The organism is Thauera terpenica 58Eu, from assembly GCF_000443165.1.
In the GTDB taxonomy this organism is placed as follows: Bacteria; Pseudomonadota; Gammaproteobacteria; order Burkholderiales; family Rhodocyclaceae; genus Thauera; species Thauera terpenica.
Genome location: NZ_ATJV01000081.1, coordinates 1 through 24,503 on the forward strand (window position 1 = coordinate 1; position 24,503 = coordinate 24,503).

Below are 24,503 nucleotides of genomic sequence, written 5' to 3' on the forward strand. Positions count from 1 at the left end.
GGGCGGTGTCCGGCAGTACTGGACACCGCCCGCCGCGCTTCATGAGGTAGCGCATGAATCTGACCCCAGCCTCACCCGCAGCCCCGCAGCCAGGGCTCGAGCCAGCCGCCGTACTGCAAGCAGCCGCAGCCAGTGTCTTCGCCGAGCGCGCCGCGCGCTTCAAGCGTCTTGCCACTGCTCATCCCTCGGGCGACTACCTGGTGTTTCTCGCCCATCTGAGCCAGATTCAACACGAACTGCTGCAAACCCACCGCGTTGTGGCCCTGCCCTCCAGCGCCCAGCGCGAACAGGCGCAGCAACACGGCATGCCGGCCATCGCTGCCAATGGCTGGCAGCGCGATCCAGTCTGGCGTCAGCACCTCGCCACCCTGGCAAAGCGCCTGCTGCCAGTTGCACCCGAGACACTGCGTCCGGTCCTCGCCGCGCTCATTGACGCCGACACCGCCGAGCTCGAACGCCTTGCCGATGGCGTGCTGCGCACCGAATACGATCCCGCCCACAGTGCCCGCCTGCCTCTTGTCGCCGCGGCCCTGCAGGTGTACTGGACCTGGATGGCCACCCGCCCCGAACTGGCCGGACTGTCCCGGCTCGATGTGCCCGGCGTATGCCCGTGCTGCGGCAGCCTGCCGGTGGCCAGCGTCATCCAGCCCGGACAATACTCGGGCGCGCGTTACCTGCACTGCTCGCTGTGCAACACCGAATGGAATCTGGTGCGTGCCAACTGCGCGAGCTGCGGCGAGACCGACAAGGTCTCCTATCGCGTGCTCGAAAGCGCCGATGGCAGCACCCACGAACTCGTGCGCGCCGAAGTCTGCGGCGACTGCCGCAGCTACCTCAAGCTCGTGCTGCGCGACAAGGACACGAGCGCCGACCCGGTGGCGGACGACCTCGCCACGCTGGCGCTGGACATCCTGGTCGACGAGGCTGGCTATCTGCGCAGCGGGCCCAATCCGCTGTTCATTCCGGGCAACGCGGACGAGTGAGCAGCGGCCATTGAGCCGCCGACTCCTCTCCCTTTGAGCTTTCTGCCCGCTTCGAGCGCAGGCCATGAGCACACCGGCTCTTGCCTCTTTGCCCGCGTTCGCTGCGTGCAGGCAAGAGCATGCTCACCGGCTTCGAAAAGACCGCAGCAGCATTTGTCCCCCGCCCGCTCGATCGGGCATCATTCGCATCCTCGCTGCAATGGACGGCATGTCCATCGCAGCGACCGGACACATCAGGCCGATCTTCATATCGGCCGTCCGGTACGGCGACGCAGCTCGCCACCCCCACAGCCTGGCCCCAAGCCTGGCTCATTAAGCTCCGGCGGCATCCCGCACCGGGGCGGCTCACACATCGGGAGACCCCATGACACACCCTCATTCCCCACCCCAGCGGCGCCTTGAGTTCGCCTGCGCACCCCACGGACGAGGCTGCGCAGACCACCTTAGATGAGCACGCTCAGCCGCATGACAGCGGCGATCGCACTGAGCGTGGCGTGCACCGCCAGCCCCGCAGCGCCCGCCCTGGCCGCGAAATTGATGCCGGCGGACGCACTGCCGCCACCCGCGCCGGCGCTGCAGAAGGCACTGGACAGCGCAAGCGGCAAAGCCGTGATCGTCAACTTCTGGGCAAGCTGGTGCGAACCCTGCCGCGACGAGATGCCGGCCCTGGTCGAGCTCGATGAAGCCGAGCCCGGCTTGGTGCTGATCACCGTTGCCGTCGCCGATCGCGCCGTGGACACGCTGCGCTTTCAGACCGAGCACTTGCTCGAAGAGCTGATCGTCGTGCCCGACCCGGACCAGATCGTCGCGCGCGCCTGGCGTGCGCGCATGATCCCCACCACCTATGTACTCGACGCCAGTCACCAACCCCGCTACCACATCGTTGGTGAAGCGGACTGGCACGACCCTGCGCTGCTGGCGCCGATACGCGCCCTCGCCACCACAAAATCGAACGGATCCAAACCATGAATCGTCGCAACTTCATCAAGATCTCGGCACTCGCCGCCAGCCTCCCTGCCTTCCCCACCCTTGCCCGCGCAAGCACCGACGCGCTGCCCGACGCAGCGGCTTCACCGGTGTTTGCGCCGAGCTCCGACGCCGGCTGGCGCCAGTTCGAGGTCAGCACCCATGTTCAACCTCAGCGTGCCGACGGCATTGTTCGCGCCTGGATCCCGCTGCCGTCCATGTCCGAAGCCGCCTGGTTCCGCCCGCTGGGCAATCTCTGGCAGGGCAATGCCGACACCATGCAGCTCCTGCGCGACCCCCACTCCAAGGTCGAGATGCTGTACGCCGAATGGTCCGCCAACACCGCCGAGCCGATGGTGGAGGTGATCAGCCGCTTCGCCACCCGCGACCGCAGCACCGACTTCTCGCGCCCGAGTGCGAGCGCGCTCACCCTGCCACCCGAGCAGCACGCGCTGTACACCCGCGCCACCGAGCTCCTGCCTACCGACGGCATCGTGCGCGAAACCGCGCTTGCGATCACGGCCAACGCCAGGACTGACGAAGACAAGGCGCGCGCGATCTACCACTGGGTGGTCGATAACACCTTTCGCGAACCGAAGACACGCGGCTGCGGCATCGGCGACATCAAGGCCATGATCGAAACCGGCAACCTGTCGGGGAAGTGCGCCGATCTCAACTCGCTCTACGTCGGCCTCGCCCGTGCCGCAGGCCTGGCGGCGCGCGATGTCTATGGCGTGCGCGTGGCCGACTCACGCTTCGGCTACAAGAGCCTGGGCAAGAGCGGCAACATCTCCAAGGCGCAGCACTGCCGTGCCGAAGTCTTCCTCGAGCGCTTTGGCTGGGTGCCGGTGGACCCGGCCGATGTGCGCAAGGTCGTGCTCGAAGAGCCGCCGGGCAAACTCGCGTTGGACGACCCCAAGGTGCGCGCGGTGCGCGAACAACTGTTCGGCGCCTGGGAGATGAACTGGATGGCCTATAACGACGCCCACGACCTCAGCCTGCACGGCAGCAGCGGCCCCATCGTGCCCTTCCTGATGTACCCGCAGGGCGAGACCGAGGCTGGCCGTCTTGACAGCCTTGATCCGGACGCCTTCCGCTATACGCTGACTGCGAAGGAGCTCGTGTAGGCATGCTGATCGGCACCGCCGGCCATATCGATCACGGCAAGACCACCCTGGTGCGCGCGCTCACCGGGGTGGACACCACCCACTTGCCCGAGGAGAAGGCGCGCGGCATCACCATCGAGCTCGGCTATGCGTATGCGCCGCTCGAGCAAGCGCCAGGGGACGCAGCGGGCGCTGCATCCAGTCTTGGCTTCATCGACGTACCCGGTCACGAGCGCTTCGTGCCGACCATGCTCATGGGCGCAGCCGGCATCGACTACGCCTTGCTCGTGGTGGCGGCCGACGACGGCGTGATGCCACAGACGCGCGAGCATCTGGCCATCCTCCACCTGCTCGGCATCGAGCGCGGCGCCCTTGCGCTGAGCAAATGCGATCGCGCCTCGCCCGCCCGTGTTGCCGAGGTGGAAGCCCAGATCACCAGCTTGCTCGCCCCGACCCGGCTCGCCGGCAGTCCGATCTTCGCCCTGTCGGCCGTGAGCGGCATCGGCGTCGACGCGCTGCGCACCCATCTCCATGCCCTCGCCCGCAGCGAATCACAGCGCTCGACCGACGCCGGCTTTCGCCTCGTCGCCGACCGTCGGTTTGCGCTCGCCGGCGCCGGCACCATCATCACCGGCACGGTGCACGCGGGCGTGGTTCATGTCGGTGACAAGCTACTGCTGGCGCGGCCCGATGGTTTCCGCCGCGAAGTGCGCGTGCGCGCGCTGCGTGTCAGTAATCGCAAGGCCGACAGCGGCGGGCCGGGCAGCCGCTGTGCGGTGAACCTGAGTGGCATCGACTACGGCGAAATCGAGCGCGGCGACTGGCTTCTCCACCCCGCCCTGGCACGCGCCACCGAGCGTCTCGACCTGCGCCTGCATCTGCTGCCGGAGGCTTCGCGCAAGCTCGGCCAGTGGGCCAGCGTCACCTTGCATCATCCCGCTGGCCATGCGATGGCACGCCTCGCCCTGCTCGATGACACGCTCGAAGCCGGTGGTCTCGCTCCTGGCCGGTCCGCGCTGGTGCAGGCGGTGCTCGATCGCCCGGTCTTTGCCTGCAGCGGCGACCGCATCGTGATACGTGACGCCGCCGGGCGTGAGACCCTGGGCGGCGGTGCGGTGCTCGACCCCTTTCCGGCCGCACGCCATCGGCGCCGCCCGGCACGGCTGGCCTTGCTCAGCGCGCTGGAGCAGGCGGAGCCGGCATCACGCCTGGCGGCGGTGCTCGCCAGCGCCGCCAACGGCCTCGATCTCGAAGAGCTCACCGCCGCGCACAACCTGCCCGATGCACGCTGGCAGGCGCTGCTGCCCGACGCCAGACAGGTGTCAACGAAAATGGGCGGTCGCATTTTTTCGGCTACGGCCTGGGCCGACTTGGGTGAGACCGTTCTGGCACGACTCACCGCACACCACGAAGCCTTCGCCGACGAACCCGGCGTCGAGCGCGAGCGCCTGCGCCGCATGTGTGCGCAGCAACTGCCGCCAGCGGTGTTCCTCGCCCGCCTTGAAGAATTGCTGGCCGAGGGCCGCATCGCGCGCGCGGGCTCGGCCTGGCATCTGCCCTCGCACACCGTCGAACTCAGCGCCGCCGACCGCGAAAAGGCCGACGCCCTGCTGGCACGCCTGCAGGCAGGCGCCTTCGACCCGCCCTGGGTGCGCGAGCTCGCCGCCGCCTGCACGCTGAGCGAAACAGAGGTGCGCAGCCTGTTGCGCCGCATCGCCCTGCGCGGCGAGGCGTTCCAGGTTGTGCGCGACCTGTTCTATGCGCGCGCCACGGTGGCGCAGATGTGCGCGCTTGCCGTCGAACTCGCTGCAGGCGAGGATGGCCGCATCCGTGCCGCCGACTTTCGTGACCGCATCGGCGGCGGCCGCAAGCGCGCAATCCAGATTCTTGAGTTCTTCGACCGCGTCGGTTTCACCCGTCGCGTGGGCGATGGCCAGCATCGGGCACACGTGCTGCGTGGCGAAGCGCCAGCACACGACGAGGCATGAACGGCGTGTGCACGCTTAGAATGTTGCTGCAAACGGAAGAGATGCGTTCCCCGGTGGGGCGACTGGTCTTCAAAACCAGGTGGGGCCGTCAGCCGGTCCCAGGTGGGTTCGACTCCCATTCTCTTCCGCCCTCCCTTTCCCCGTCACCCTCGTTCATGGTGCGACATGGCTGAACTGCGCGGCTGCTCATACCCCGAGGATCTGCGCTACGACGCCGCCAACCACCTGTGGTTTGCCGCCGAATCCGACGACATCTGGCGCGTGGGCGTGACGCCCTTCGGCATCGCCATTGCGGGCGAAATCCTGTTATTCACCGCCAAGCCCGCACCTCGCGCGCTCAACGCCGGGCGCGCTTTCGGTCTGCTCGAGGCGGGCAAGACCGTGTTCCCGGTCAAGACCCCGCTCGATGCCGAACTGGTGGAGGGCAACGCGGCGCTGGCCGACTCGGCCTCACTGATGAACACCGACCCCTATGCGGCCTGGCTGGTGCGGCTGCGCATCCCCGCAGCCGATGCTGCGGCCCATCTTCTGGACTGGCCAGCGGCGCGGATCGCGATCACGGCGCAGATGGATCTGTGGCACTTCGACGACCTGCGCAGCTTTCGACCGCCGCTGCTGGGCGAAGGCGCGAAGGGCCTGCGCGCATGAGCGAGCGTCTCGCCATCCTGGTGTGGGCGGCCGAGCCGGGCACACCGCAGCTGTGCGCCACACCCTTTCATTTCGCCGCCACCGCCGCGGCGATGGACGCGGAAGTGGAGATGTACTTCACCGCACGCTCGGTACAGCTGCTGGCAAAGGGCGTCGCCGAGACCATTTACCCCGGCGGTCGCCCCGGCAGCGAACCCACGCTCGCCTACTTCGTGCAGCAAGCGGCGCAGTTCGGCACCCGCTTCTTCGCCTGCCCGACCGCCATGCTGGCACACGGCGTTGACGCCGCCGCCCTGCGTGCCGAGGTCAGCGGCCAGGCCGGCGCTGCTGCCTTCATCGGCCGTACGCTGGACCCGGCCTGGCGCACCCTGAGCTTCTGAGCTCGCTGTCGTTTCAAGGCGGACATCAAACCGGAGCCCGGATCATGAGCATCGACGCTGCAGCATCGCGACAATTCGCCCTGGTCGCGAAGGCCATTGCCTTCATTCGCGCTCAGGGAGCGCAAGCACCCACGCTGGAGGAGATCGCCGCTGCCGTGGGACTGAGCGCGCAAGCGCTGGAGCGCGTGCTCGCCGACTGGGCGGACATTTCGCCCCAGCGCTTCTTGCACTACCTGAGCAGAACCTACCCCAGTCCTCACGTGCAGTGGGCAGCGCCATCGCCGCGAACAGCCTCGGTTTCCTCGTTCCCTGTCACCGCATGATTCGCGCCGACGGCAACTTTGGCGAATACCGCTGGGGCAGCACGCGCAAGCAAGCGATGATCGTATGGGAGGCGCACAATCTCACCCTGAGCGCTGTCGGCACATCGGCCGATGGCCGTGCGCAGCGCCCTTGAGGACTTCATCCTGTGTCGCTCAAGGCCGCGCCATGACTGTGTGAAACACCCGTGACACATCACCGCCCCGAAACCATGAACCGTCCTTCCATACTGCACCGGCTCAACACCCTGATACGCGCTGAATGGCAGCATCTCACCGCCATCACACCCAGCGATCGGCGCTGGCAGATGCCCTTCGCCGGCGCGCTGGCGTCCGCGCTGCCGCTGGTGGTGGGCGCCTTCTTCGGCCATCTGGGTTACGGCCTGATCTCCTCGGTCGGCGGGCTGGTCTTCCTCTACCAGCCCCACACCGCGCTCTCGCATCGCATGGTGTGGCTGATGGCGTGCGCGTTCGGCATGACGGCCTGCTACGCCCTCGGCCTGATCGCGCACTTCCTGCCCCTCACCCAGGCCGGCGTGCTCGGCATCATCACCATGCTGGTGACCATGGTGTGCCGCTTCTATCGCGTCGGACCGCCGGGCAGCCTGTTCTTCGTCATGGCTGCGGCCATCGCGATCTATACCCCGGGCGTGGTCGAGGACATCCCGCTGCGGGTGGGCCTGCTCACCATGGGGGCCTTGCTCGCCAGCCTGATCGCCTTCTTCTACAGCCTCTACATCCTGCGCCTGGTTGGCACCCGAAGCGACCCCCACGCTGCAGCCGGCGACCTTCGACTTCGTCGTCTTCGATTCGGTCATGATCGGTGCCTTCGTCGCCCTGTCGCTGGTGCTCGCCCAGGCCCTGCAGCTGGATCGCCCTTATTGGGTGCCGATCAGCTGCCTGGCGGTGATCCAGGGCGCATCGCTGCGCGCGGTGTGGAATCGCCAGCTGCAGCGCGTGCTCGGCACCGCTGCCGGCATGGTGCTGGCGTGGGGCATGCTGTCCTTGTCCTTGTCACCGTGGAGCATTGCGCTGCTCGTGTTCGTGCTCGTCTTCATCATCGAGAGCACGGTGGTCCGCCACTACGGTTTCGCCGTCATCTTCATCACCCCGCTCACCATCCTGCTCGCCGAGGCCGCCATGCTGGATCAGCTCCCCGCCGCCGCCGAGCTCATCCAGTCGCGTTTCAACGACACCGTGCTGGGCTGCCTGGTCGGTCTGGTGGGCGGGATCTGCCTGCACAGCCGCCATTTTCGTGCACTGCTCGGGCCGCTTTTACGCCGCCTGCTGCCCTCACGGCCTGCCCAGCACGACACCTGACACGACTGCTGACACCTCGCCACTGAAGAACATGGCAGCTTCGGGCGCGTGCTAGGGCATACTGACGCGCCCCGCGTCGGAACCGTCATGTCTTCCTCCCTCACCGACCTGCTGTCGGCCGCCCTGTCTGCCCGCGCAGACCTGATCACCGCCTTGCACGCTGAACAAACCGATGCCTACCGTGTGTTCCACGGCACGGCCGAAGGCGCCCCCGGGCTCACGGTCGACCGCTACGGCGCGGTGCTGCTCGCACAAACCTTCCACCGCCCGCTGAGCGAAGAGCAACTGGCCGAACTGCAGGCTTTCTATGCCAGCGCTCTGCCCGGCCTGATGCTGGTGTGGAACGACCGCAGCGCCAGGAATTCGCGCATTGCCAACACCCTGACGCCCGAGCAGCAAGCCCTCGCCGCCCAGCCCTCCGAATTCAGCGAACTGGGTGTGCGTTATCGCTTCCAGGCCCGCCATGCGGGGCAGGACCCCTGGCTGTTCCTCGACCTGCGCGCCGCGCGCCGGCGCGTCATGGCCGAAGCCGAGGGCAAGTCCCTGCTCAACATGTTCGCCTACACCTGCGGCGTCGGCGTTGCCGCCGCCAAGGCCGGTGCGAGCCATGTGGTGAATGTGGACTTCTCCGAATCCAGTCTTGCAGTGGGCAAGGACAATGCCCGCCTCAACGCGCTGCCCATCCGCCTGCGCTTCGTCAAGTCCGACGCTTTCGCGGCGCTGCGCCAATATGCCGGCCTCGGCCAGGCCAAGATGGTGCGCGGCAAGCATCTGCCCCCCTTCCCCGAACTCGCAGCGCATCGCTTCGACATGGTCTTCCTCGACCCGCCGCGCTATGCCAAAAGCCCGTTTGGCGTCGTCGATCTGGTGCGCGACTACGCCGCACTATTCAAGCCTGCGCTGCTCGCCACCGCAGAGGGCGGCAGCCTGATCTGCTGCAACAACGACGCCCGTGTATCCCGCGAAGACTGGCTCGACCAACTCCAGCGCAGCGCCAGCAAGGCCGGCAGGCCGGTGCGCGAAGCGCAGTGGATTGCCCCGGAGGCGGACTTCCCCAGCCTTGACGACAATCCGCCACTGAAGACCCTGTTGTTACGGGTTTAGGTCGCCACCCTGAACGACCTGCGGCCGACACGGTCGGAGCCGACTGCAGCCCTGCGCGCAGGCCCCTCCGACCCCTCCTTGAGCACCCCCAAGCACACCATGTCCCGATTCATCCTTACCTCCCTTGTTTGCCTGCTGACGCTGGGCGCCTGTAGCGGCCCGGTGGAGGACACCCGCCCCGGCCAGCCGGTGAAGCACCGTCAGGACGCCTTCAAGGCCATGCTGCGCAGCTTCGAGCCGATGGGCGTGATGTTGCGCACCCACGGCTACCGCGCCGACGAGTTCGCCCGCCTCGCCAATGAACTCAACAGCCGGCGCGATGCGCCCTTCAACTCTTTCGCCGCCGACACCCATTATCCGCCGACCAAAGCCAAGGCCGCGGTGTGGGAACGTACGCAGGAATTCGAAAGCGAACGCCAGAAGTTCTACGAACTGACCGACGCCCTCGCCGCCGCTGCGCAGACGCATGACGAGGCCAGCGTACGGACGGCCTACGACAAGGTCCATGCCAGCTGCAAGTCCTGTCACGACGATTTCAAGAACTGAGGCGGCTAGTCAGGAAGGTCTCTCACCATGTCCGTGCGGTTTGAACGCTTGCTCGGCGCTGCCGCCCACCCACGGGCGGCGCCCGACTACCTCGCCGGCTACCCTGCCCACCTGCGCGAGCCGGTGTTGGCCCTCATCGAGCAGCAGCGCTTCGCCGCGCTCCTGCTCAAGCGCTATCCACGCGCGCACGAGGTGCGCTCGGATGGCGCGCTCTACGACTACGTGCAGGCGCTCAAGGCCGACACCATGCGCAGCGCAGCGCCGCTGAGCAAGGTGTGCTTCGACAGCAAGCTGCATGTGATCCGCAACGCGCTCGGCACCCACACCACGATCTCGCGTGTACAAGGCGCCAGGCTGCAGACCAAGCGCGAGATCCGTGTCGCCACCCTGTTTCGCGAGCTGCCGCTGGAGTTCCTGCGCATGATTGTCGTGCATGAGCTCGCCCACCTGCGCGAGCGCAATCACGACAAGGCCTTCTACCAGCTGTGCCAGCACATGGAGCCGCACTACCATCAGTACGAGTTCGATCTGCGCGCTTACCTGTGTTATCGCGATGCGGCCGGTGCGCCGCTATGGTCGGCCTGAGTCGCGCGACACGCTGGGCCTGGGGTGGCAATGTGCGCGTGCATGGGGCCGATTGAAAGCGCGCCTGTAATCCCGCCGCCGATTTGAAGGAAAATGGCGGCCTCGCCGCTTGTCTCCCTCAGCTGGGCCGAGCCGTCCCCGAACTCTCCTTCAGGAAGCGATCATGCTGCACAAACTCTCCACCTTCGCTGGCGTATCCGGTCCCGTCGTCGTCATCATCATGGACGGCTACGGCATCGCCAGCAACAAGGCCGGCAGCGCAATCGATGCTGCAACCAAACCCACCCTGGACCGCTTGTTCGCGCAGTTTCCGCACATCCGCCTGCGTGCCCACGGCACCGCGGTCGGCATGCCCTCGGACGAGGACATGGGTAACTCCGAGGTCGGCCACAACGCCATCGGCGCCGGCCAGGTCTATTCCCAGGGCGCAGCGCTGGTCGCCAACGCCATCGCCGACGGCTCCATCTGGCAAGGCAACGCATGGCAGGAAATCGTTGCCGGCGCCAAGGCGGGCGCACACGGCAAGCCCGGCACCCTGCACTTCATCGGCCTGTTCTCGGATGGCAACGTGCATAGCCACATCGACCACCTGCGCGCGCTGGTGGTACAGGCCAAGGCCGAAGGCATCAACACCGTGCGCATCCACGCCTTGCTCGACGGGCGCGATGTGCCCGAGACCAGCGCGCTGGATTACATCGTGCCCTTCGAGGCTTTCCTGCAGGCCCTCAGCACCGACGGCTTCGATGCTCGCATCGCCTCCGGCGGCGGTCGCCAGACCATCACCATGGACCGCTACGATGCCAACTGGCCGATGGTGGCACGCGGCTGGCGCACCCACGTGCTGGGCGAAGGCCCGCAGTTTGCCAACGCCACCGCCGCGGTGATCGGCCTGCGTGAGATGCACCCCGGCACCATCGACCAGGACCTGCCCGAATTCGTCATCGCCGAGTTTGAGGAAAACGGCCATGGCAAGCCGATCGGCACCATTGAAGACGGCGACGCGGTGGTGCTGTTCAATTTCCGCGGCGACCGTGCGCTCGAGATCACGCGCAGCTTCGTCGACGACGACTTCAGCCACTTCGATCGCGTGCGCCGCCCGGACGTGAGCTATGCCGGCATGCTTCAATACGACGGCGACCTGCAGCTGCCGAAGCGCTTCCTGGTGAGCCCACCGGCGATCAAGGACACCTCGGGCGAATGGTTCAGCAAATCGGGGCTGGCCCAGTTTGCGTGCTCGGAGACGCAGAAGTTCGGCCATGTCACCTATTTCTGGAACGGCAACCGCTCGGGCAAGTTCGAAGGCGAGACCTGGCAGGAGGTGCCCAGCGACCTCGTGCCTTTCGAGCAGCGCCCGTGGATGAAGGCGGCCGAGATCACCGACGCCATGATCGCCGCCCTGCAGTCAGGCAAGTACCAAGTGCTGCGCTGCAATTACGCCAACGGCGACATGGTCGGCCACACCGGCAACTTCCGCGCCGCGACGATGGCGATCGAGGCGGTCGACCTCGCCCTGTCACGCCTGCTGCCGGCAATCGACGCAGCCGGCGGGGTGGCACTGATCACCGCCGACCATGGCAACGCCGACGAGATGTTCGAGCTCGACAAGAAGACCCGGCAACCGACGCAGAACGAGAACGGCAGCTTCAAGGCCAAGACCGCCCATACGCTCAACCCCGTGCCCCTGATCCTCTATGACACGGTCAGCGGCGGCAAGCTGGGCCTGCAACAGACCGACAGCGCCGGTCTGTCGAACATCGCCGCCACCGTGGCCAACCTGCTCGGGCTGCAAAAGCACGACAAGTGGGACGACAGCGTACTGCAGATCAAGTAAGGCCGGGTTCGGCTCGTCCCGGAGAGGGCATCAGGCTGGGGCCAGCAAATGGGCCGCGCCGGGGTGTCGGCTACAATCAGGCAAGGCTTCAAGGAGAACCTGACCCATGATCCGCTCCATCTCGTGCACGCTGGGCGCTGCCTTCCTGCTGTCGGCCTGTGCCACCCCGGCGCCGCCGCCAGTCGCCACCGCTGCTGGCATTTCCATTCAGAGCGGCCAGTTCGAGTTTGCCCTGGCGAGCGGCGACTACCGCTGTGAGCGAGGCGTGCGACTGGGGATGCAGCGCGAGATGCGTGACCGCGTCAATCACCGCATCCAGCTCGACTGGAACGGCAAACACTACCAGCTCGAACGCGACCCCTCCTACTCCGGCCTGCCACGCTTCGAGGATCAGATCAGCGGCCTGGTGTGGATAGACCTGCCGTGGAAAGGCCTGCTGCTCGACGGCCGCACGCACGCGCCGCTCGCCAATGAGTGCCGTGTGAGCTGAAGGACACCACGCGCAAGCACGCGCGACGCAGCCGAAACCGGCTCAGGCCGATGGAAGGCCTGCAGCCGCGCGCGCGCGCTGCTTGGCAGCGACGAAGTCGCCGCGTGGAATGTAGAGCAGATCGCCGAGCTTGAGCATGAGCTGGGTCTCATGATGACTGAGACGGCCATCGGCAAAAGCCACCTGCCACAGCTGCTCGATCATGCCCACCCTCTGTTCGAGGCTGAAACCGCGCGCGAGGGTGGAGGTGAAGCGGTGCAGATCCGATGCCTCGCGCGCAGTCGCATCGGCGAGCTCGAGCAGGCGCGCCACTTCGTCGTCGGCGAGCGCAAACCCGCTCGCCAGCGCATTGACCGCCGCCTGGCGCTCCTCAGGCTGGCAGTCGTTGTCGGCGCGCATCATCTCCACCAGGAGCACGGCCGAGGCGAGCTGGAGCACGTGCTCCACTTCGCCCACGTCCGCGCTTGGCGGCATGAGCAGGGTGGAGAAGAACTGTTTCAGGGTCTGGATCATGAGCACGTTCGTACGTTGAGCAATGACTACCTTCAGTGTGCGCGATGGCCCTGGAGTTCCCCCTCCGGGCCCCGCACACAGCTCACAACATGAAAAAGCCGGTGTGCCTCGCAGGGAGGCCACCGGCTTGCAGACGACAGGCGACCGGGCGCGCCCGGCCGGGCGTCAGGCGCGTGCTGCCTTGAGGATGGCGTTGAGCGTGGCGCTCGGACGCATCACCGCGATGGTCTTCGCGGCATCGGCCTTGTAGTAGCCGCCAATGTCCACCGGCTTGCCCTGCACCGCGTTGAGCTCATCGACAATCTTCGTCTCGTTCTCGCTCAGTGCCTTGGCGAGCGGGACGAAGTGGGCCGCCAGCTCGGCGTCCTCGGTCTGCGCCGCCAGGGCCTGGGCCCAGAACAGGGCCAGGTAGAACTGGCTGCCACGGTTATCGAGCTGGCCGGTCTTGGGCGAGGGCGACTTGTTCTCGTCGAGCAACTTGCCGGTGGCGGCATCCAGGGTCCTGGCCAGGATCTTTGCCTTGTTGTTGCCGGTCTTGATGCCCAGATCCTCGAACGACACTGCGAGCGCCAGAAACTCGCCCAGCGAATCCCAGCGCAGGTGGTTTTCCTGCACGAGCTGCTGCACGTGCTTGGGCGCCGAACCGCCGGCGCCGGTCTCGTACATGCCGCCACCGTTCATCAGCGGCACGATCGACAGCATCTTGGCGCTGGTGCCCAGCTCCAGGATGGGGAACAGGTCGGTCAGGTAGTCGCGCAGGATGTTGCCGGTGACCGAGATGGTGTCCAGGCCACGCCCCACGCGCTCGAGCGTGTAACGCATCGCCCGCACCTGCGACATGATGTGGATCTCCAGCCCCTTGGTGTCGTGATCCTTCAGGTAGGTGTGCACCTTCTTGATCAGCTCGTTCTCGTGCGGACGGTAGGGGTCGAGCCAGAACACCGCCGGCATGCCGGAGTTGCGCGCGCGGGTCACGGCGAGCTTCACCCAGTCACGGATCGGTGCGTCCTTGACCTGGCACATGCGCCAGATGTCGCCCGCCTCGACGTTTTGCGCCAGCAGTACTTCGCCGGTGGCAAGGTCGGTGATGTTGGCCACACCCGCTTCCGCGATCTCGAAGGTCTTGTCGTGCGAGCCGTATTCCTCTGCCTTCTGCGCCATCAGGCCGACGTTGGGCACCGTGCCCATGGTGCGCGGGTCGAAATTGCCGTGCCATTTGCAGAAGTTGATCATCTCCTGGTAGATGCGGGCGAAGGTGGACTCGGGCATCACGCACTTGCTGTCGTACTGCTTGCCGTCCGAGCCCCACATCTTGCCGCCCTGACGGATCATCGCCGGCATCGACGCATCGACGATGATGTCGCTGGGCGAGTGGAAGTTGGTGATGCCCTTGGCTGAATCCACCATCGCCAGCTCGGGACGGTGCTCGTTGCAGGCGTGCAGATCGCGGATGATCTCGTCGTGCTTGGACTCCGGCAGGGTCTTGATCTTCTCGTACAGGTCGACCATGCCGTTATTGACGTTGATGCCGAGCTCATCGAACAGCTTGCCGTGCTTGGCGAAGGCGTCCTTGTAATAGATGCGCACGCAGTGACCGAACACGATCGGGTGCGAGACCTTCATCATCGTCGCCTTCACGTGCAGCGAGAACAGGATGCCGGCCTCACGGCAGTCGTCGAGTTCACGCTCGTAGAACTCGCACAGCGCCTTCTTGCTCATGAACATCGAGTCGATGATCTCGCCGTCCAGCAGCGACACCTTGGGCTTGAGCACGATGGTCTTGCCCGACGCGGTGATGAGCTCCATCTTGACGTCGCGCGCCTTGTCGAGCGTGATCGACTTTTCGCCGTGATAGAAGTCGCCGTGGTGCATGTGCGAGACGTGGGTCTGCGACCACTGCTTCCACTCGCCCATCGAATGCGGGTTCTTCTTGGCGTAGTTCTTCACCGCCAGCGGCGCGCGCCGGTCGGAGTTGCCCTCGCGCAGGACCGGGTTCACTGCCGAGCCCAGGCACTTGCCATAGCGCTGACGCAGCGCCTTTTCTTCGTCGGTCTTGGGGTCTTCCGGATAGTCGGGAATGGCGTAGCCCTTGGCCTGCAATTCCTTGATGCACACCTTCAACTGGGCGACCGAAGCGCTGATGTTGGGCAGCTTGATGATGTTGGTATCAGGCAGCAGGGTCAGGCGGCCGAGCTCGGCCAGCGTGTCCGGCACGCGCTGCTCTTCGCTCAGATACTCCGGAAACTCGGCCAGCACACGGCCGGCGACCGAGATGTCCGCAGTCTCGACCTCGATGCCGGTCGGCTCGGTGAAGCTGCGGACAATGGGTAGAAACGCGCACGTGGCCAGCAAAGGCGCCTCGTCCGTGAGCGTGTAGATGATCTTGGATTTCCCCTCAGCCATTCTTTTCCCCTTGATTTTGGTCTCGTGGCGCCAACCCAATGGCGACTCCCGGTCGCTTTGCACGACACGTGGGCATGCTTGCGCAGCCGGCAGGAAAATACCATGCAACGCGCAGCTCAGCATCGGTATACATCAAATCCCTGGCAGAAAGCGGGCGAATGCCGGCAATCCTGCTGCGCTCCCTTCTGCCGCGGTGTCCATTGCTGCACATGGTCAAAGCGGGCTGCGAATTGCCATGCGTTTTTTCGCGGGCGTGCGGGCGCAACCCGCGCTGCACTCAGGCCGGCCTGGCGGACTTTTCAAGCGCAGCAGCGGCAAGATCACGCCGCTCCACCACCTTGAGCACCAGCAGCAAGAGCGTGCCCAGCACCATCGTGCCGGCGGCGAAATACAGACCGCCCGCATAGCTGCCGAAAGCAGCGCCCAGCCAGCCCGTCACCGCCGGACCGATGATCTGTGCGATACCGTAAGTGACGGTCATCTTGCCCATCATCTTGGCTGGGCGGGTGGGGAAGTAGCGCCCGGCCATGGTCAGCACCAGGCTCACCATGCCCACGAAAGTGCCGCCGAACAGCAGCGCGCCGCCAAGGGCGCCTGCCATGCCACCGACCACCACCGGCAACAGGATGCCGAAAACCTGCAGCGTCGCGGCCATGACCAGCGCGTTGAGCTCGCCAGTACGACGCGCGATGAAGTCCCACACGATGCAGGCCGGCGCCGCCGCCAGGCCGATGGCAAGAAAGCTCCAGCTCCCCCTGCCCTCCATCCCGGGCAGTCGATCCACGATGGCAACGATGAAGGTGGCGCTGACGACAAAACCCACACCGGCACAAAAGTAGGACGCCATGAACACGCGCAGAAAGAGCGGGCTGGGTGGATTGTCGTGCATCGACGCACCCGTTTTCGTTACCCCACTGGTATCGGGCAAGGGCAGCCAGCCCAGGGCCGGCACCAGCAACACGCAGCCCATCGCGCTGAAGGCGATCCACTGCTGGCGCCAGTCCATGCCCTTGCTCATGAAGATCACTGCCGCCGAGCAGCCGGCGATGCCCAGACCGATGCCCATGAAGTGAATGCCAAGCTCGCTGCGATGATTGTTGCGAATCAGCCAGTTCAGGATGAGCCCGGTCCCCAGCAGCATGCTGGCCGCACTGGCCAGACCCGCAAAGTAGCGCGCCACCGCCCACACCCAGAAATCGGTGGTGAGCCCCATCATCAAGGTGGTCAACACTGCCACCACCATGCCGATGCGAAACAGCCTGTCCTTCAGCACCAGGTCGCTGATGGAGGCCGCGACCAGCGCTCCGGTGAGGTAACCGCCATAGTTGATCGCTGCCAGCCAGCCGCCTTCGGCCAGGCCCAGCCCGGCCTGCTGCTGCATCAGTGGCAACAGCGGCGTATAGGAGAAGCGCGCCACGCCCAGTGCAAGGATCAGGCTGAAGATGCCGGCGCCCAGCACCTTCATGCGTTGGATCTGATCAGTCATTGTGTTTGCGTCTTGTCATCAGCTGGGGTCGAAACCATAGTCGGCGTCCGCCATCTATTCAAGCGAATGTTCAGGAATACAGCATTGCCGGGAAGATGTCGCGCCACTTCGTGCCCGCTCACCACAGGGTACGCGTATCCAGCCAGGTGATGCGGTCGGTGTGGCGCCTGACCGCACGCACCATATGGTCGGTACCACCGGGGCCTGTGCCCTCGGCCCCATTCCACAGGCAGATGAAGCGCAGCCGATGCGCGCCCCACGTCAGCGCGGTCTGTAGCAGCCACAGATTGCAGCGTTCATAGCGGCTCGTTTCTTCCTCATCGCATGTTGTGGCGCTCAGGATGCGGGGCGCATCATCGAGCGTGGCGCGCAGCGCCAGATAGCGCGCACGCCAGCGTGCGCCATCGGCATGCAGGCACACCGAGCGCGCAATGAATTCCGCCTCGGCAAACGGCAGCATCAGCACCAGGCGCAGCCCACGTGCCTTGCACGCCTCGAGGAACAGCAGGTCGCCTCCATTGGCAGCCTGAGCCAGGGCGAGATCGCCCGGCCCGGCGCCGAGCTCATCCAGCGCGGCGGCGATGGCGCGCGCCGCAATGCCTTCCTTTTCGGCTGGAAAGCGCGGCTCGGCACGGTCGGGAGCATCGACCATGTGGCCACTGAAAAGAAAGACCAGACGTGGCGGCACCTGCAGGGCAACATGGGCAGGCTCGATAGCGGGTGCTGCAAGCGCGGGCGGCTGCCGCTCCATGGACTCCTCGCTTGCGCTGGCTTTCACTGGCGCACGCACAAGTATGGGTAAACTCCGCCTCATCTCATCCACTCCTTGCCGTCCATGCGCCATCTGCAACTCCTGTTGTTCCTGTTGTTGCTGCCCCTGCTCGCAGCTGCCCAGCCGGTGGCACCGCCCCTTGCCACTTCGGTGCAAGCGCGACTCGATGCGCTGAGCGCACGCAAGCTGCCTGCCGCCGAGGAGGAGGCGGCGAGACAGACGCTGCAAAAGACCCTGAGCGAATTGACTGCGGCCGAGGACAGTCGACGCCAGCTGACAAGCCTGCGCCAGCAGCTCGAGCGCGCCCCCGCGCTCATCAGCGAAGGCCGAGCTCGTCTTGCACAGCGTCAGGCGAGCGCCCCCACTCCCTCCGCAATACCCGCCAATGCCACGCTGGAGACGCTGGAAGCGCGTCTGGCCGAGCGCAACACCGAGCTTACACGCTGGCGCAGTGCGCTCGACGATGCCAGCGCGCTGAGTCTGAGCGCCAGCGCAGAACGCGCGCAGGCCGAAATCAGCACCAATCAGGCGCGCATGCAGCAACTGGAGGCCAGCCTGCGCACTGGTCGTGATGGCACGCGCACGCTCAGCCCTGAGCGCCGTGAGGCACTGGCCGCCGAGTGGCATGCGCTCGACGCCCGCGTGGCCGTGCAGCTCGCCCAGCTCTCGGGGAGCAGCCTGTTGCAAGACCTCGGCCAGGTGCAGCGCGAACGCGCGCAATTCGAGCTCGCGCTCATCGAGGGTGACATCGAAGCCCTGCAGAACGCCATCAGCGCGCGGCGCAAGGCCCAGACCTTGCAGACACTGCGCCAGCTCTCGCGCACCGAATTCAGTGCAGCTGCGGCCGGCAGCGTGCTGGCGCGCGAGGCTGCGGTCAATGACACCTTGTCGTCCTACCTGCTGAGCAGCTCCGAGCAGCTCGCCGACCTCACCCAGCGCAAGCTCGACACCCGTCAGCGCCTGGACGCCCTCAACCGCAGCAGCAGCGTGATCACCGAACAGATCAACATCCTGCAGGGCAGCCCCTTGCTGGCCCGCATCCTGTATGAACAGCGCCGCGCTCTGCCGCAGCCGCGCACGGATGACAAGCTCACCGAGCGCATCTCCGAGATCCGCCTTTACCAGTTCGAGATGAACAAGCAGCGCGAAGCCCTTGCCAACCCGGCACGCTACGCCAGCCAGCTGCTCGCGCAGGAGCCCACCGTACAGGACGGCGAGCTCGAAGCCCTGCAGGCCCTGCTCACCACGCGCTCCGGGCTGCTCGACAGCCTGAATCGCGAACTCAGTGCCCTGCTCAGTGAATCCATCACCCTGCAACTCAACGAGACCCAGTTGCAGACCACCGCCGAGCGCCTGCGCACGACTCTGGACGAGCAGATGTTCTGGGTGCCGAGCAATCGCCCGCTCGACCTGGAATGGTTCGCAGCGCTGCCCGCTGCCCTCGAGCGCCAGCTTGCCGCCCTGCCCTGGCGCGCAGTGGCGGAGCAGCTCTGGCAAGGCTTGCTGGCACGTCCCCTGGTGCTGCTGCCGGTGCTGCTGATCTCGCTCGTGCTCTTGCTGCGCCGGCGCTGGCTACGCAACAGACTGCACGGCCTGCATGCGGACATTGGCTATGTGCGGCGTGACAGTCAGTTCCACACCCCGCTCGCCATCCTGTTCAACATCCTGCTGGCGCTGCCGGTCAGTCTGCTGCTGGCGCTCGCCGGCCTCGCCCTGCAGATCGATGGCCGCGGCCAGAACCTCACCCTGGGGCTGGGGCTGATGGAGATGGCGCAGGCCTGGCTGGTGTTCTATACCGCCTACCGGGTGCTGTCACCCGGCGGCATCGCCGAGCGTCATTTCGAATGGAAGCCCGAGCTCACTCAAGCGGCCCACCGTCGCTTGCGCCACCTCGGCATGGTGGTACTGGCGGTCGTGCTGGTGGTCACCCTGGCCGAGCATCAGCCGGAGGGGCTTGCCGACGACGTGCTCGGCATTCTCACCCTGCTCGCGGTCTACGCCGTCATGGCCTGGCTGATCTGGCAGTTGCTGTCACAGCACCGCCTGCAGAACGCGGCGCCCTCGCCACTGATGGTGGTGTTCAGCATCGCGCTCGCGCTCATGCCCCTGGCCCTGATCGCGGCGCTGAGCATGGGCTACTACTACACCGCACTGAAGCTCACCGGCCGCCTCATCGACACGCTGTCGCTGCTCATCATCTGGGGGCTAACGGAAGCGACCGCGGTGCGCGCTCTGGCCGTGGCCGCGCGTCGCCTCGAACATCAGCGCGCGGTCGAGCGCCGCGAGGCCGCTGAACGCGAAGCCGGGCTGGACGTGGCCACCGACTCCGAAGTGCTGGAGCGCCCGGTGATCACCGTCGAGAAGCTCAGCCAGCAATCACTGCGCCTGGTACACCTGGGCCTGCTGGCGGCGCTGCTCGGCGGGCTGTACTGGGTATGGGCGGATCTGATCACGGTCTTTGCCTACCTCGACAACGTCACCTTGTACGAATACAGCAGCACCGTCGGCGACGCCTCCAGCCTGATACCGATCACGCTCAGCGATGTGCTCGGCGCCCTGGTGATCGCGATCTTGAGCTTCACCCTCGCCCGCAACCTGCCCGGGCTGCTCGAAGTGCTGGTGCTGTCGCGCATGAAGCTGGCGCAGGGCAGCGCCTATGCCATCACCACCTTGCTGTCCTACGTCATCGCCGTCGTCGGCTTCGTCGCCACCCTGAGCACCCTGGGCGTGAGCTGGGACAAGCTGCAGTGGCTGGTGGCTGCCTTGTCGGTAGGCCTGGGCTTCGGCCTGCAGGAAATCTTCGCCAACTTCGTCTCCGGCCTGATCATCCTGTTCGAGCGTCCGGTGCGCATCGGCGACGTGGTCACCATTGGCCAGCTGTCGGGCACGGTCAGTCGCATCCAGATCCGCGCCACCACCATCACCGACTTCGACCGCAAGGAGATCATCGTCCCCAACAAGACCTTCGTGACCGGGCAGTTGCTCAACTGGTCGCTGAGCGACACGGTGACGCGGGTGACGGTGAAGGTGGGCGTAGCCTACGGCTCGGACCTGGAGCTGACGCGCACGCTGCTGCGACAGATTGCCGACGACAACGCGCGCGTGCTGAAGGATCCCGAGCCGCTGGTGCTGTTCCTGAGCTTCGGCGCCAGCACCCTGGACCACGAGCTGCGCATCCACGTGCGTGAGCTGGGCGACCGCAATCTGGCCACCGACGAGATCAACCGTCGCATCGACGAATTGTTCAAGGAGCACGGGATTGAAATCGCCTTCAACCAGATCGACGTGCATGTGCGCAGCATCGACGGCAAGGAGGCAAGACTGGAGACGATCAGCCGCAACGCAGCCGCAAGCGCAGAGGAGCCCGCGCCCGCGCCCGAGCGCAGCCCGCCGCCCAGGTAGAACCGAAGGCAGGGGTGCGCAGCGCCACGAAGACCAGCGCCGGATCAGCGCCGGATCATCGCGTGCAGACGGGCGATACGCTCCTGCGTGGCCGGGTGAGTGGAGAACAGCCCGCGCAGGCCACCGCCGGAGAGCGGGTTCATGATCATCATCTGCGCGGTTTCGGGATGCTGATCGGCGGTGTGCAGCGGAATGCCACGGGCGTAGGCATCGATCTTGGCGAGGGCGCTGGCAAGCGCTTCAGGGTCGCCGGAGATCTCCGCGCCGCCACGGTCGGCGCCAAACTCACGCGTGCGGCTGATCGCCATCTGGATGATCATGCCCGCGAGCGGGGCGAGAATCATCATCGCGATCGACACGATCGGATTCGGTCTGTCCTCGCCATCACGACCCGCACCGAAGAACATGCCGAAGTTGGCGAGCATGGAAATGGCGCCGGCCACGGTGGCGGAGATGGTCGAGATCAGGATGTCACGATTCTTCACGTGCGCCAGCTCGTGCGCCATCACCCCGCGCAGCTCGCGCTCGGACAGCATGCGCACGATGCCGGTGGTCGCCGCCACCGCCGCATTCTCCGGGTTACGCCCGGTGGCAAAGGCGTTGGGCTGATCCTCGTCGATCAGATACACCTTGGGCATCGGCAACTCGGCGCGCTGTGCCAGCTCACGCACCATGTTGTAGAGATAGGGCGAGGAGCTGGCATCGACCTGGCGCGCCTTGTACATCTTCAGCACGGCCTTGTCCGAGAACCAGTAGGCCCAGAAATTCATCGCGCCACCGATGACGAGCGCGATCAGCATGCCTTGCTGACCGCCGATGGCCGCACCCATCGCGCCGAACAGGGCGACGATGCCAGCCATGAGGATGGAGGTCTTGATCCAGTTTCCGAACATTGCGCAGTCCTTGCTAAAGAGTCGGTTTGAGTCGACAGATGGGGGCGGAGCCGCCCCGCATCAAGTCGCGCCGGCTTCAGCGCATGCGAAGCGCTCACCGGCACAGACTGCGAAGCCGTGCAGGAATTCCCCCGCCGGCAGGCGCTTGCTTCCTGGGCGCTGCAACACCGTGCACCGCAGCGCGCCGCGCCCGCAGGCGATGACGACACCGCTCGCATCCGCAGCCAGAACCGTGCCCGGAGGGTGATCGGGTTCGCCATCAGGGTCGACGAGCTCGGCTGACCAGAACTTGACCACGGTGCCGCGCAGCGTGGACGCAAGACCGGGAAAGGGGTCGAAGGCGCGCAGCGCACGTTCGAGTTCGACGGCCGGGCGCGACCAGTCCACGAAGGCCTCGGCGCGGGCGATCTTGGCGGCATAGCTCACACCTTCAGCGGGCTGGGGCGTGGGCCTCAGGCCTTCACCCTGAAGTGCGGACAAGGCCTCGACGATGCATTCACCCCCCAGTACGGCAAGACGATCGTGCAGGCTGGCAGTGGTGTCATCGGGCAGGATGGGCAGGCTGCGCTTGAGCAGCATCGGCCCGGTGTCCAGGCCTTCGTCCATCTGCATGATGGTGATGCCGGTCTCGCTGTCGCCAGCCTCGAGGGCGCGATGGATGGGTGCCGCACCGCGCCAGCGCGGCAGCAATGAAGCGTGGATGTTGATGCAGCCCAAGCGCGGCAGTTCGAGCACGGCCGGTGGCAGGATCAATCCATACGCCGCCACCACCAGCACGTCAGGCGCACAGGCGACCAGCCGCGCGCGCTGCGCATCGGTGCGCAGCTTTTCGGGCTGATCGACCTCGATTCCCCTTGCCAGCGCGAGCTGTTTGACTGCGCTGGGGCTGAGCTTCATGCCACGCCCCGCGGGGCGGTCGGGCTGAGTCAGCACCAGCACCACCTCGTGGCCGGCAGCGAGAATGGCTTCGAGCGCGCAGGCGGCGAACTCGGGCGTGCCAGCGAACGCCACGCGAAGAGGGGCGCTGTGCATCAGGCGGTGATGCGTGCTTTCTTCGCCAGCTTGCCCTTGATGCGGCTGAGCTTGAGCGCGGACAGGTATTCGACGAAGACCTTGCCGTCGAGATGGTCGATCTCATGCTGAATGCACACCGCAAGCAAGCCCTCTGCATCGAGCTCGAAGGGCTCACCCTTGGCGTTCAGGGCACGCACCCTCACGCGCTCGGCACGCGCCACTTTCTCGTAGATGCCGGGCACGGACAGGCAACCCTCCTCACACACCTGCTCGCCGCTGCGTTCGAGAATTTCAGGGTTGATCAGCGCCATCAGCGCGCTCTGATCCTCGGAGACGTCGATGACCACGACGCGGCGGTGAACATTGACCTGGGTGGCGGCGAGGCCGATCCCCGGCGCCTCGTACATGGTCTCGGCCATGTCGGCGACCAGCTGGCGAATGTCATCAGTGACGGACTCCACCGCCTGAGCGTGGGTGTGGAGGCGGGGATCGGGGTAGCGAAGGATGGGTAGTAGAGCCATGAATGCTTGCCGCAATAAACCTTTAAGTGCAGAATTTCAAGTGATTTCGCATGCTTGAGCGCAAGCGAAATGCGCCGGGATCTCGGGACCGGTCGCGGTGGCGCGCGTTAGGCGCCGTCAATATGACCCAGACTCGCAAGAGACGTTCCAGAATTCAAGCCGCACGTCTCCCACAACCGGAAGCGATCAATGATCCGAATTATATTCTCTCTCCTGCTCAGCATCGCAGCCCTGTTCAGCACGGCCGCGGTCGCACAGTCGGGCGTACAGCTGGCCGATAATGCGCCAGACAGCTACACCGTGGTCAAGGGCGACACGCTGTGGGACATTTCCGGTCGCTTCCTGAGCGAGCCCTGGCGCTGGCCCGAAGTGTGGCGCCTGAATCGCGAGCAGATCCACAATCCGCACCTGATCTATCCCGGCCAGATCGTCATGCTCGACCGCAGCGGCCCCTGGCTGACGATAGGGCGGCGCATCGGCGGCACGGAAAGACTGCAACCCAAGGTCTACGAAGAAGCCCTCGAAGCGGCCGTCCCGAGCATTCCGGTGCATGCCATCGAGCCTTTCCTGAACAAGCCGCTGGTGATCGAGCAGGCCACGCTCGAGGGCGCAGCAACCATCATCGCCACCGAGACCAGCCGCGTCCTCACCGGCGCTGGTGACACGATTTTCGCCACGGACGTTGATGCCGACACCGAGGTCTGGCAGATCATGCGCCCGGCGCGCCCGCTGAAAGATCCGGTGAGCGGCGAAATCATCGCCTTCGAAGCCGACTACCTGGGCACCGCGCGCGTCACCGCACGCGGCGAACCCACCACGCTGGAGATCACTTCCGCAGTCGAGGAAATCGGCACCGGCGACCTCATGTTGCCGAGCGAGCCGATCGACGTGTTCTCCTTTGCGCCGCATGCACCGGATCGAGACATCGACGGCCGGGTCGTGTCGATCTATCGTGGCGTCAGCGAAACCGGCCGCATGCACGTCATCGCGCTCGGTGTGGGCGAACAGGACGGCGTGGAGCGTGGCCACGTCCTGAGCCTGTTCCGCAACCGCGGTAGCGCGGTCTATCGCGGCAAAAATGGCAAGGAGACCTACAAGCTGCCCGAAAAAGCTTATGGCGTGGTGTTCGTGTTCCGCGTCTTCAATCGTGTCTCCTACGCCCTGGTGATGGAGACCGATGGCCCGGTGAGCGTCGGCGACGCGGTGCGCAAGCCCTGAACACCTCTCCGCAC

The 24,503-nt window shown here is 65.9% G+C and carries 22 protein-coding genes and 1 tRNA gene; 16 read left to right on the forward strand and 7 right to left on the reverse strand.

Annotated features, from left to right (window positions below; genetic code table 11):
• Nucleotides 1-53 precede the first annotated feature (53 nt).
• The 14 genes from fdhE to M622_RS35020 all read left to right on the forward strand — a co-directional run bounded on the left by fdhE (nt 54) and on the right by M622_RS35020 (nt 12,267).
• Nucleotides 54-983, forward strand: coding sequence for a formate dehydrogenase accessory protein FdhE (gene fdhE / locus M622_RS34965; RefSeq protein WP_021250363.1), 930 nt, complete (start codon nt 54-56; stop codon nt 981-983).
• Nucleotides 984-1,430: 447 nt separating this feature from the next.
• Nucleotides 1,431-1,952 (forward strand): TlpA family protein disulfide reductase, encoded by a 522-nt coding sequence (locus M622_RS34970; protein ID WP_021250364.1) that lies wholly within the window; start codon nt 1,431-1,433, stop codon nt 1,950-1,952.
• Complete coding sequence (locus M622_RS34975; RefSeq protein ID WP_021250365.1) at nt 1,949-3,076, forward strand: transglutaminase-like domain-containing protein; 1,128 nt, start codon at nt 1,949-1,951, stop codon at nt 3,074-3,076. Before M622_RS34970 ends, M622_RS34975 begins: the two co-directional genes overlap by 4 nt.
• Before the next feature lie 2 nt (nt 3,077-3,078).
• Nucleotides 3,079-5,043, forward strand: coding sequence for a selenocysteine-specific translation elongation factor (gene selB / locus M622_RS34980; RefSeq protein WP_021250366.1), 1,965 nt, complete (start codon nt 3,079-3,081; stop codon nt 5,041-5,043).
• A 34-nt stretch (nt 5,044-5,077) separates the two neighbouring features.
• Nucleotides 5,078-5,171, forward strand: a tRNA-Sec gene (locus M622_RS40195).
• 37 nt (nt 5,172-5,208) lie between these two features.
• Nucleotides 5,209-5,691, forward strand: a complete 483-nt coding sequence (locus tag M622_RS0120530; RefSeq protein WP_021250367.1) for a glycine cleavage system protein H — start codon at nt 5,209-5,211, stop codon at nt 5,689-5,691.
• A complete protein-coding gene (locus M622_RS34985; RefSeq protein ID WP_021250368.1) occupies nt 5,688-6,071 on the forward strand; it encodes a DsrE family protein in 384 nt (127 codons plus the stop codon). The genes M622_RS0120530 and M622_RS34985 overlap by 4 nt, the downstream gene beginning before the upstream one ends.
• Nucleotides 6,072-6,336: 265 nt before the next feature.
• The gene (locus M622_RS40625; protein WP_245543092.1) at nt 6,337-6,528 is read left to right on the forward strand and encodes an MGMT family protein; all 192 of its coding nucleotides are present in this window, start codon (nt 6,337-6,339) and stop codon (nt 6,526-6,528) included.
• Nucleotides 6,529-7,207: 679 nt separating this feature from the next.
• Nucleotides 7,208-7,711 (forward strand): FUSC family protein, encoded by a 504-nt coding sequence (locus M622_RS40630; protein ID WP_245543095.1) that lies wholly within the window; start codon nt 7,208-7,210, stop codon nt 7,709-7,711.
• A gap of 87 nt (nt 7,712-7,798) precedes the next feature.
• On the forward strand, nt 7,799-8,815 hold the full coding sequence (locus M622_RS35000) for a class I SAM-dependent rRNA methyltransferase (RefSeq protein ID WP_021250372.1): 1,017 nt from the start codon (nt 7,799-7,801) through the stop codon (nt 8,813-8,815).
• 99 nt (nt 8,816-8,914) lie between these two features.
• Nucleotides 8,915-9,361 (forward strand): c-type cytochrome, encoded by a 447-nt coding sequence (locus M622_RS35005; protein WP_021250374.1) that lies wholly within the window; start codon nt 8,915-8,917, stop codon nt 9,359-9,361.
• Nucleotides 9,362-9,388: 27 nt separating this feature from the next.
• The gene (locus M622_RS35010) at nt 9,389-9,946 is read left to right on the forward strand and encodes a M48 metallopeptidase family protein (protein WP_021250375.1); all 558 of its coding nucleotides are present in this window, start codon (nt 9,389-9,391) and stop codon (nt 9,944-9,946) included.
• A gap of 163 nt (nt 9,947-10,109) precedes the next feature.
• The gene (gene gpmI, locus M622_RS35015; protein WP_021250376.1) at nt 10,110-11,777 is read left to right on the forward strand and encodes a 2,3-bisphosphoglycerate-independent phosphoglycerate mutase; all 1,668 of its coding nucleotides are present in this window, start codon (nt 10,110-10,112) and stop codon (nt 11,775-11,777) included.
• Nucleotides 11,778-11,883: 106 nt separating this feature from the next.
• Entirely contained in the window at nt 11,884-12,267 is a 384-nt protein-coding gene (locus M622_RS35020) for a hypothetical protein (protein WP_021250377.1), read from the forward strand.
• A 42-nt stretch (nt 12,268-12,309) separates the two neighbouring features.
• On the opposite strand, the gene M622_RS35025 is transcribed toward M622_RS35020, so the two are convergent.
• The 4 genes from M622_RS35025 to M622_RS35040 all read right to left on the reverse strand — a co-directional run bounded on the left by M622_RS35025 (nt 12,310) and on the right by M622_RS35040 (nt 17,483).
• Nucleotides 12,310-12,780 carry a tellurite resistance TerB family protein gene (locus M622_RS35025; RefSeq protein ID WP_021250378.1) on the reverse strand — a complete coding sequence of 157 codons (471 nt, stop codon included), beginning with the start codon at nt 12,778-12,780 and terminating at the stop codon, nt 12,310-12,312.
• A 165-nt stretch (nt 12,781-12,945) separates the two neighbouring features.
• Nucleotides 12,946-15,183, reverse strand: coding sequence for an NADP-dependent isocitrate dehydrogenase (locus tag M622_RS35030; protein ID WP_021250379.1), 2,238 nt, complete (start codon nt 15,181-15,183; stop codon nt 12,946-12,948).
• 277 nt (nt 15,184-15,460) lie between these two features.
• Complete coding sequence (locus tag M622_RS35035; RefSeq protein ID WP_021250380.1) at nt 15,461-16,669, reverse strand: YbfB/YjiJ family MFS transporter; 1,209 nt, start codon at nt 16,667-16,669, stop codon at nt 15,461-15,463.
• 118 nt (nt 16,670-16,787) lie between these two features.
• Complete coding sequence (locus M622_RS35040) at nt 16,788-17,483, reverse strand: hypothetical protein (protein ID WP_245543093.1); 696 nt, start codon at nt 17,481-17,483, stop codon at nt 16,788-16,790.
• A 21-nt stretch (nt 17,484-17,504) separates the two neighbouring features.
• Between M622_RS35040 and mscK the strand changes: the two genes are divergently transcribed.
• Nucleotides 17,505-20,843, forward strand: a complete 3,339-nt coding sequence (gene mscK, locus M622_RS35045; RefSeq protein ID WP_021250382.1) for a mechanosensitive channel MscK — start codon at nt 17,505-17,507, stop codon at nt 20,841-20,843.
• Between the two features lie 44 nt (nt 20,844-20,887).
• On the opposite strand, the gene htpX is transcribed toward mscK, so the two are convergent.
• The 3 genes from htpX to def are packed head-to-tail and all read right to left on the reverse strand — an operon-like array spanning nt 20,888 to nt 23,271.
• Nucleotides 20,888-21,736 carry a zinc metalloprotease HtpX gene (gene htpX, locus M622_RS35050; RefSeq protein ID WP_021250383.1) on the reverse strand — a complete coding sequence of 283 codons (849 nt, stop codon included), beginning with the start codon at nt 21,734-21,736 and terminating at the stop codon, nt 20,888-20,890.
• Between the two features lie 60 nt (nt 21,737-21,796).
• Nucleotides 21,797-22,768 (reverse strand): methionyl-tRNA formyltransferase, encoded by a 972-nt coding sequence (fmt, locus tag M622_RS35055; protein ID WP_021250384.1) that lies wholly within the window; start codon nt 22,766-22,768, stop codon nt 21,797-21,799.
• Nucleotides 22,768-23,271 (reverse strand): peptide deformylase, encoded by a 504-nt coding sequence (def, locus tag M622_RS35060; RefSeq protein ID WP_031347374.1) that lies wholly within the window; start codon nt 23,269-23,271, stop codon nt 22,768-22,770. The genes fmt and def overlap by 1 nt, the downstream gene beginning before the upstream one ends.
• Before the next feature lie 189 nt (nt 23,272-23,460).
• Between def and M622_RS35065 the strand changes: the two genes are divergently transcribed.
• Nucleotides 23,461-24,489 (forward strand): LysM peptidoglycan-binding domain-containing protein, encoded by a 1,029-nt coding sequence (locus M622_RS35065; RefSeq protein WP_021250386.1) that lies wholly within the window; start codon nt 23,461-23,463, stop codon nt 24,487-24,489.
• Nucleotides 24,490-24,503 lie beyond the last annotated feature (14 nt).

Excerpts from the sequence above, each read along its gene's own strand:
- gpmI (WP_021250376.1), top strand. The coding sequence starts at position 10,110 with ATGCTGCACAAACTCTCCACCTTCGCTGGCGTATCCGGTCCCGTCGTC.
- M622_RS0120530 (WP_021250367.1), top strand. The coding sequence starts at position 5,209 with ATGGCTGAACTGCGCGGCTGCTCATACCCCGAGGATCTGCGCTACGAC.
- M622_RS35010 (WP_021250375.1), top strand. The coding sequence starts at position 9,389 with ATGTCCGTGCGGTTTGAACGCTTGCTCGGCGCTGCCGCCCACCCACGG.
- fmt (WP_021250384.1), bottom strand. The coding sequence starts at position 22,768 with ATGCACAGCGCCCCTCTTCGCGTGGCGTTCGCTGGCACGCCCGAGTTC.
- selB (WP_021250366.1), top strand. The coding sequence starts at position 3,079 with ATGCTGATCGGCACCGCCGGCCATATCGATCACGGCAAGACCACCCTG.
- M622_RS35000 (WP_021250372.1), top strand. The coding sequence starts at position 7,799 with ATGTCTTCCTCCCTCACCGACCTGCTGTCGGCCGCCCTGTCTGCCCGC.
- M622_RS35030 (WP_021250379.1), bottom strand. The coding sequence starts at position 15,183 with ATGGCTGAGGGGAAATCCAAGATCATCTACACGCTCACGGACGAGGCG.
- M622_RS40630 (WP_245543095.1), top strand. The coding sequence starts at position 7,208 with ATGATCGGTGCCTTCGTCGCCCTGTCGCTGGTGCTCGCCCAGGCCCTG.
- M622_RS35025 (WP_021250378.1), bottom strand. The coding sequence starts at position 12,780 with ATGATCCAGACCCTGAAACAGTTCTTCTCCACCCTGCTCATGCCGCCA.
- M622_RS35020 (WP_021250377.1), top strand. The coding sequence starts at position 11,884 with ATGATCCGCTCCATCTCGTGCACGCTGGGCGCTGCCTTCCTGCTGTCG.
- M622_RS35065 (WP_021250386.1), top strand. The coding sequence starts at position 23,461 with ATGATCCGAATTATATTCTCTCTCCTGCTCAGCATCGCAGCCCTGTTC.
- M622_RS35005 (WP_021250374.1), top strand. The coding sequence starts at position 8,915 with ATGTCCCGATTCATCCTTACCTCCCTTGTTTGCCTGCTGACGCTGGGC.
- M622_RS34985 (WP_021250368.1), top strand. The coding sequence starts at position 5,688 with ATGAGCGAGCGTCTCGCCATCCTGGTGTGGGCGGCCGAGCCGGGCACA.
- mscK (WP_021250382.1), top strand. The coding sequence starts at position 17,505 with ATGCGCCATCTGCAACTCCTGTTGTTCCTGTTGTTGCTGCCCCTGCTC.
- fdhE (WP_021250363.1), top strand. The coding sequence starts at position 54 with ATGAATCTGACCCCAGCCTCACCCGCAGCCCCGCAGCCAGGGCTCGAG.
- def (WP_031347374.1), bottom strand. The coding sequence starts at position 23,271 with ATGGCTCTACTACCCATCCTTCGCTACCCCGATCCCCGCCTCCACACC.
- M622_RS35040 (WP_245543093.1), bottom strand. The coding sequence starts at position 17,483 with ATGAGGCGGAGTTTACCCATACTTGTGCGTGCGCCAGTGAAAGCCAGC.
- M622_RS35035 (WP_021250380.1), bottom strand. The coding sequence starts at position 16,669 with ATGACTGATCAGATCCAACGCATGAAGGTGCTGGGCGCCGGCATCTTC.
- M622_RS34975 (WP_021250365.1), top strand. The coding sequence starts at position 1,949 with ATGAATCGTCGCAACTTCATCAAGATCTCGGCACTCGCCGCCAGCCTC.
- htpX (WP_021250383.1), bottom strand. The coding sequence starts at position 21,736 with ATGTTCGGAAACTGGATCAAGACCTCCATCCTCATGGCTGGCATCGTC.
- M622_RS34970 (WP_021250364.1), top strand. The coding sequence starts at position 1,431 with ATGAGCACGCTCAGCCGCATGACAGCGGCGATCGCACTGAGCGTGGCG.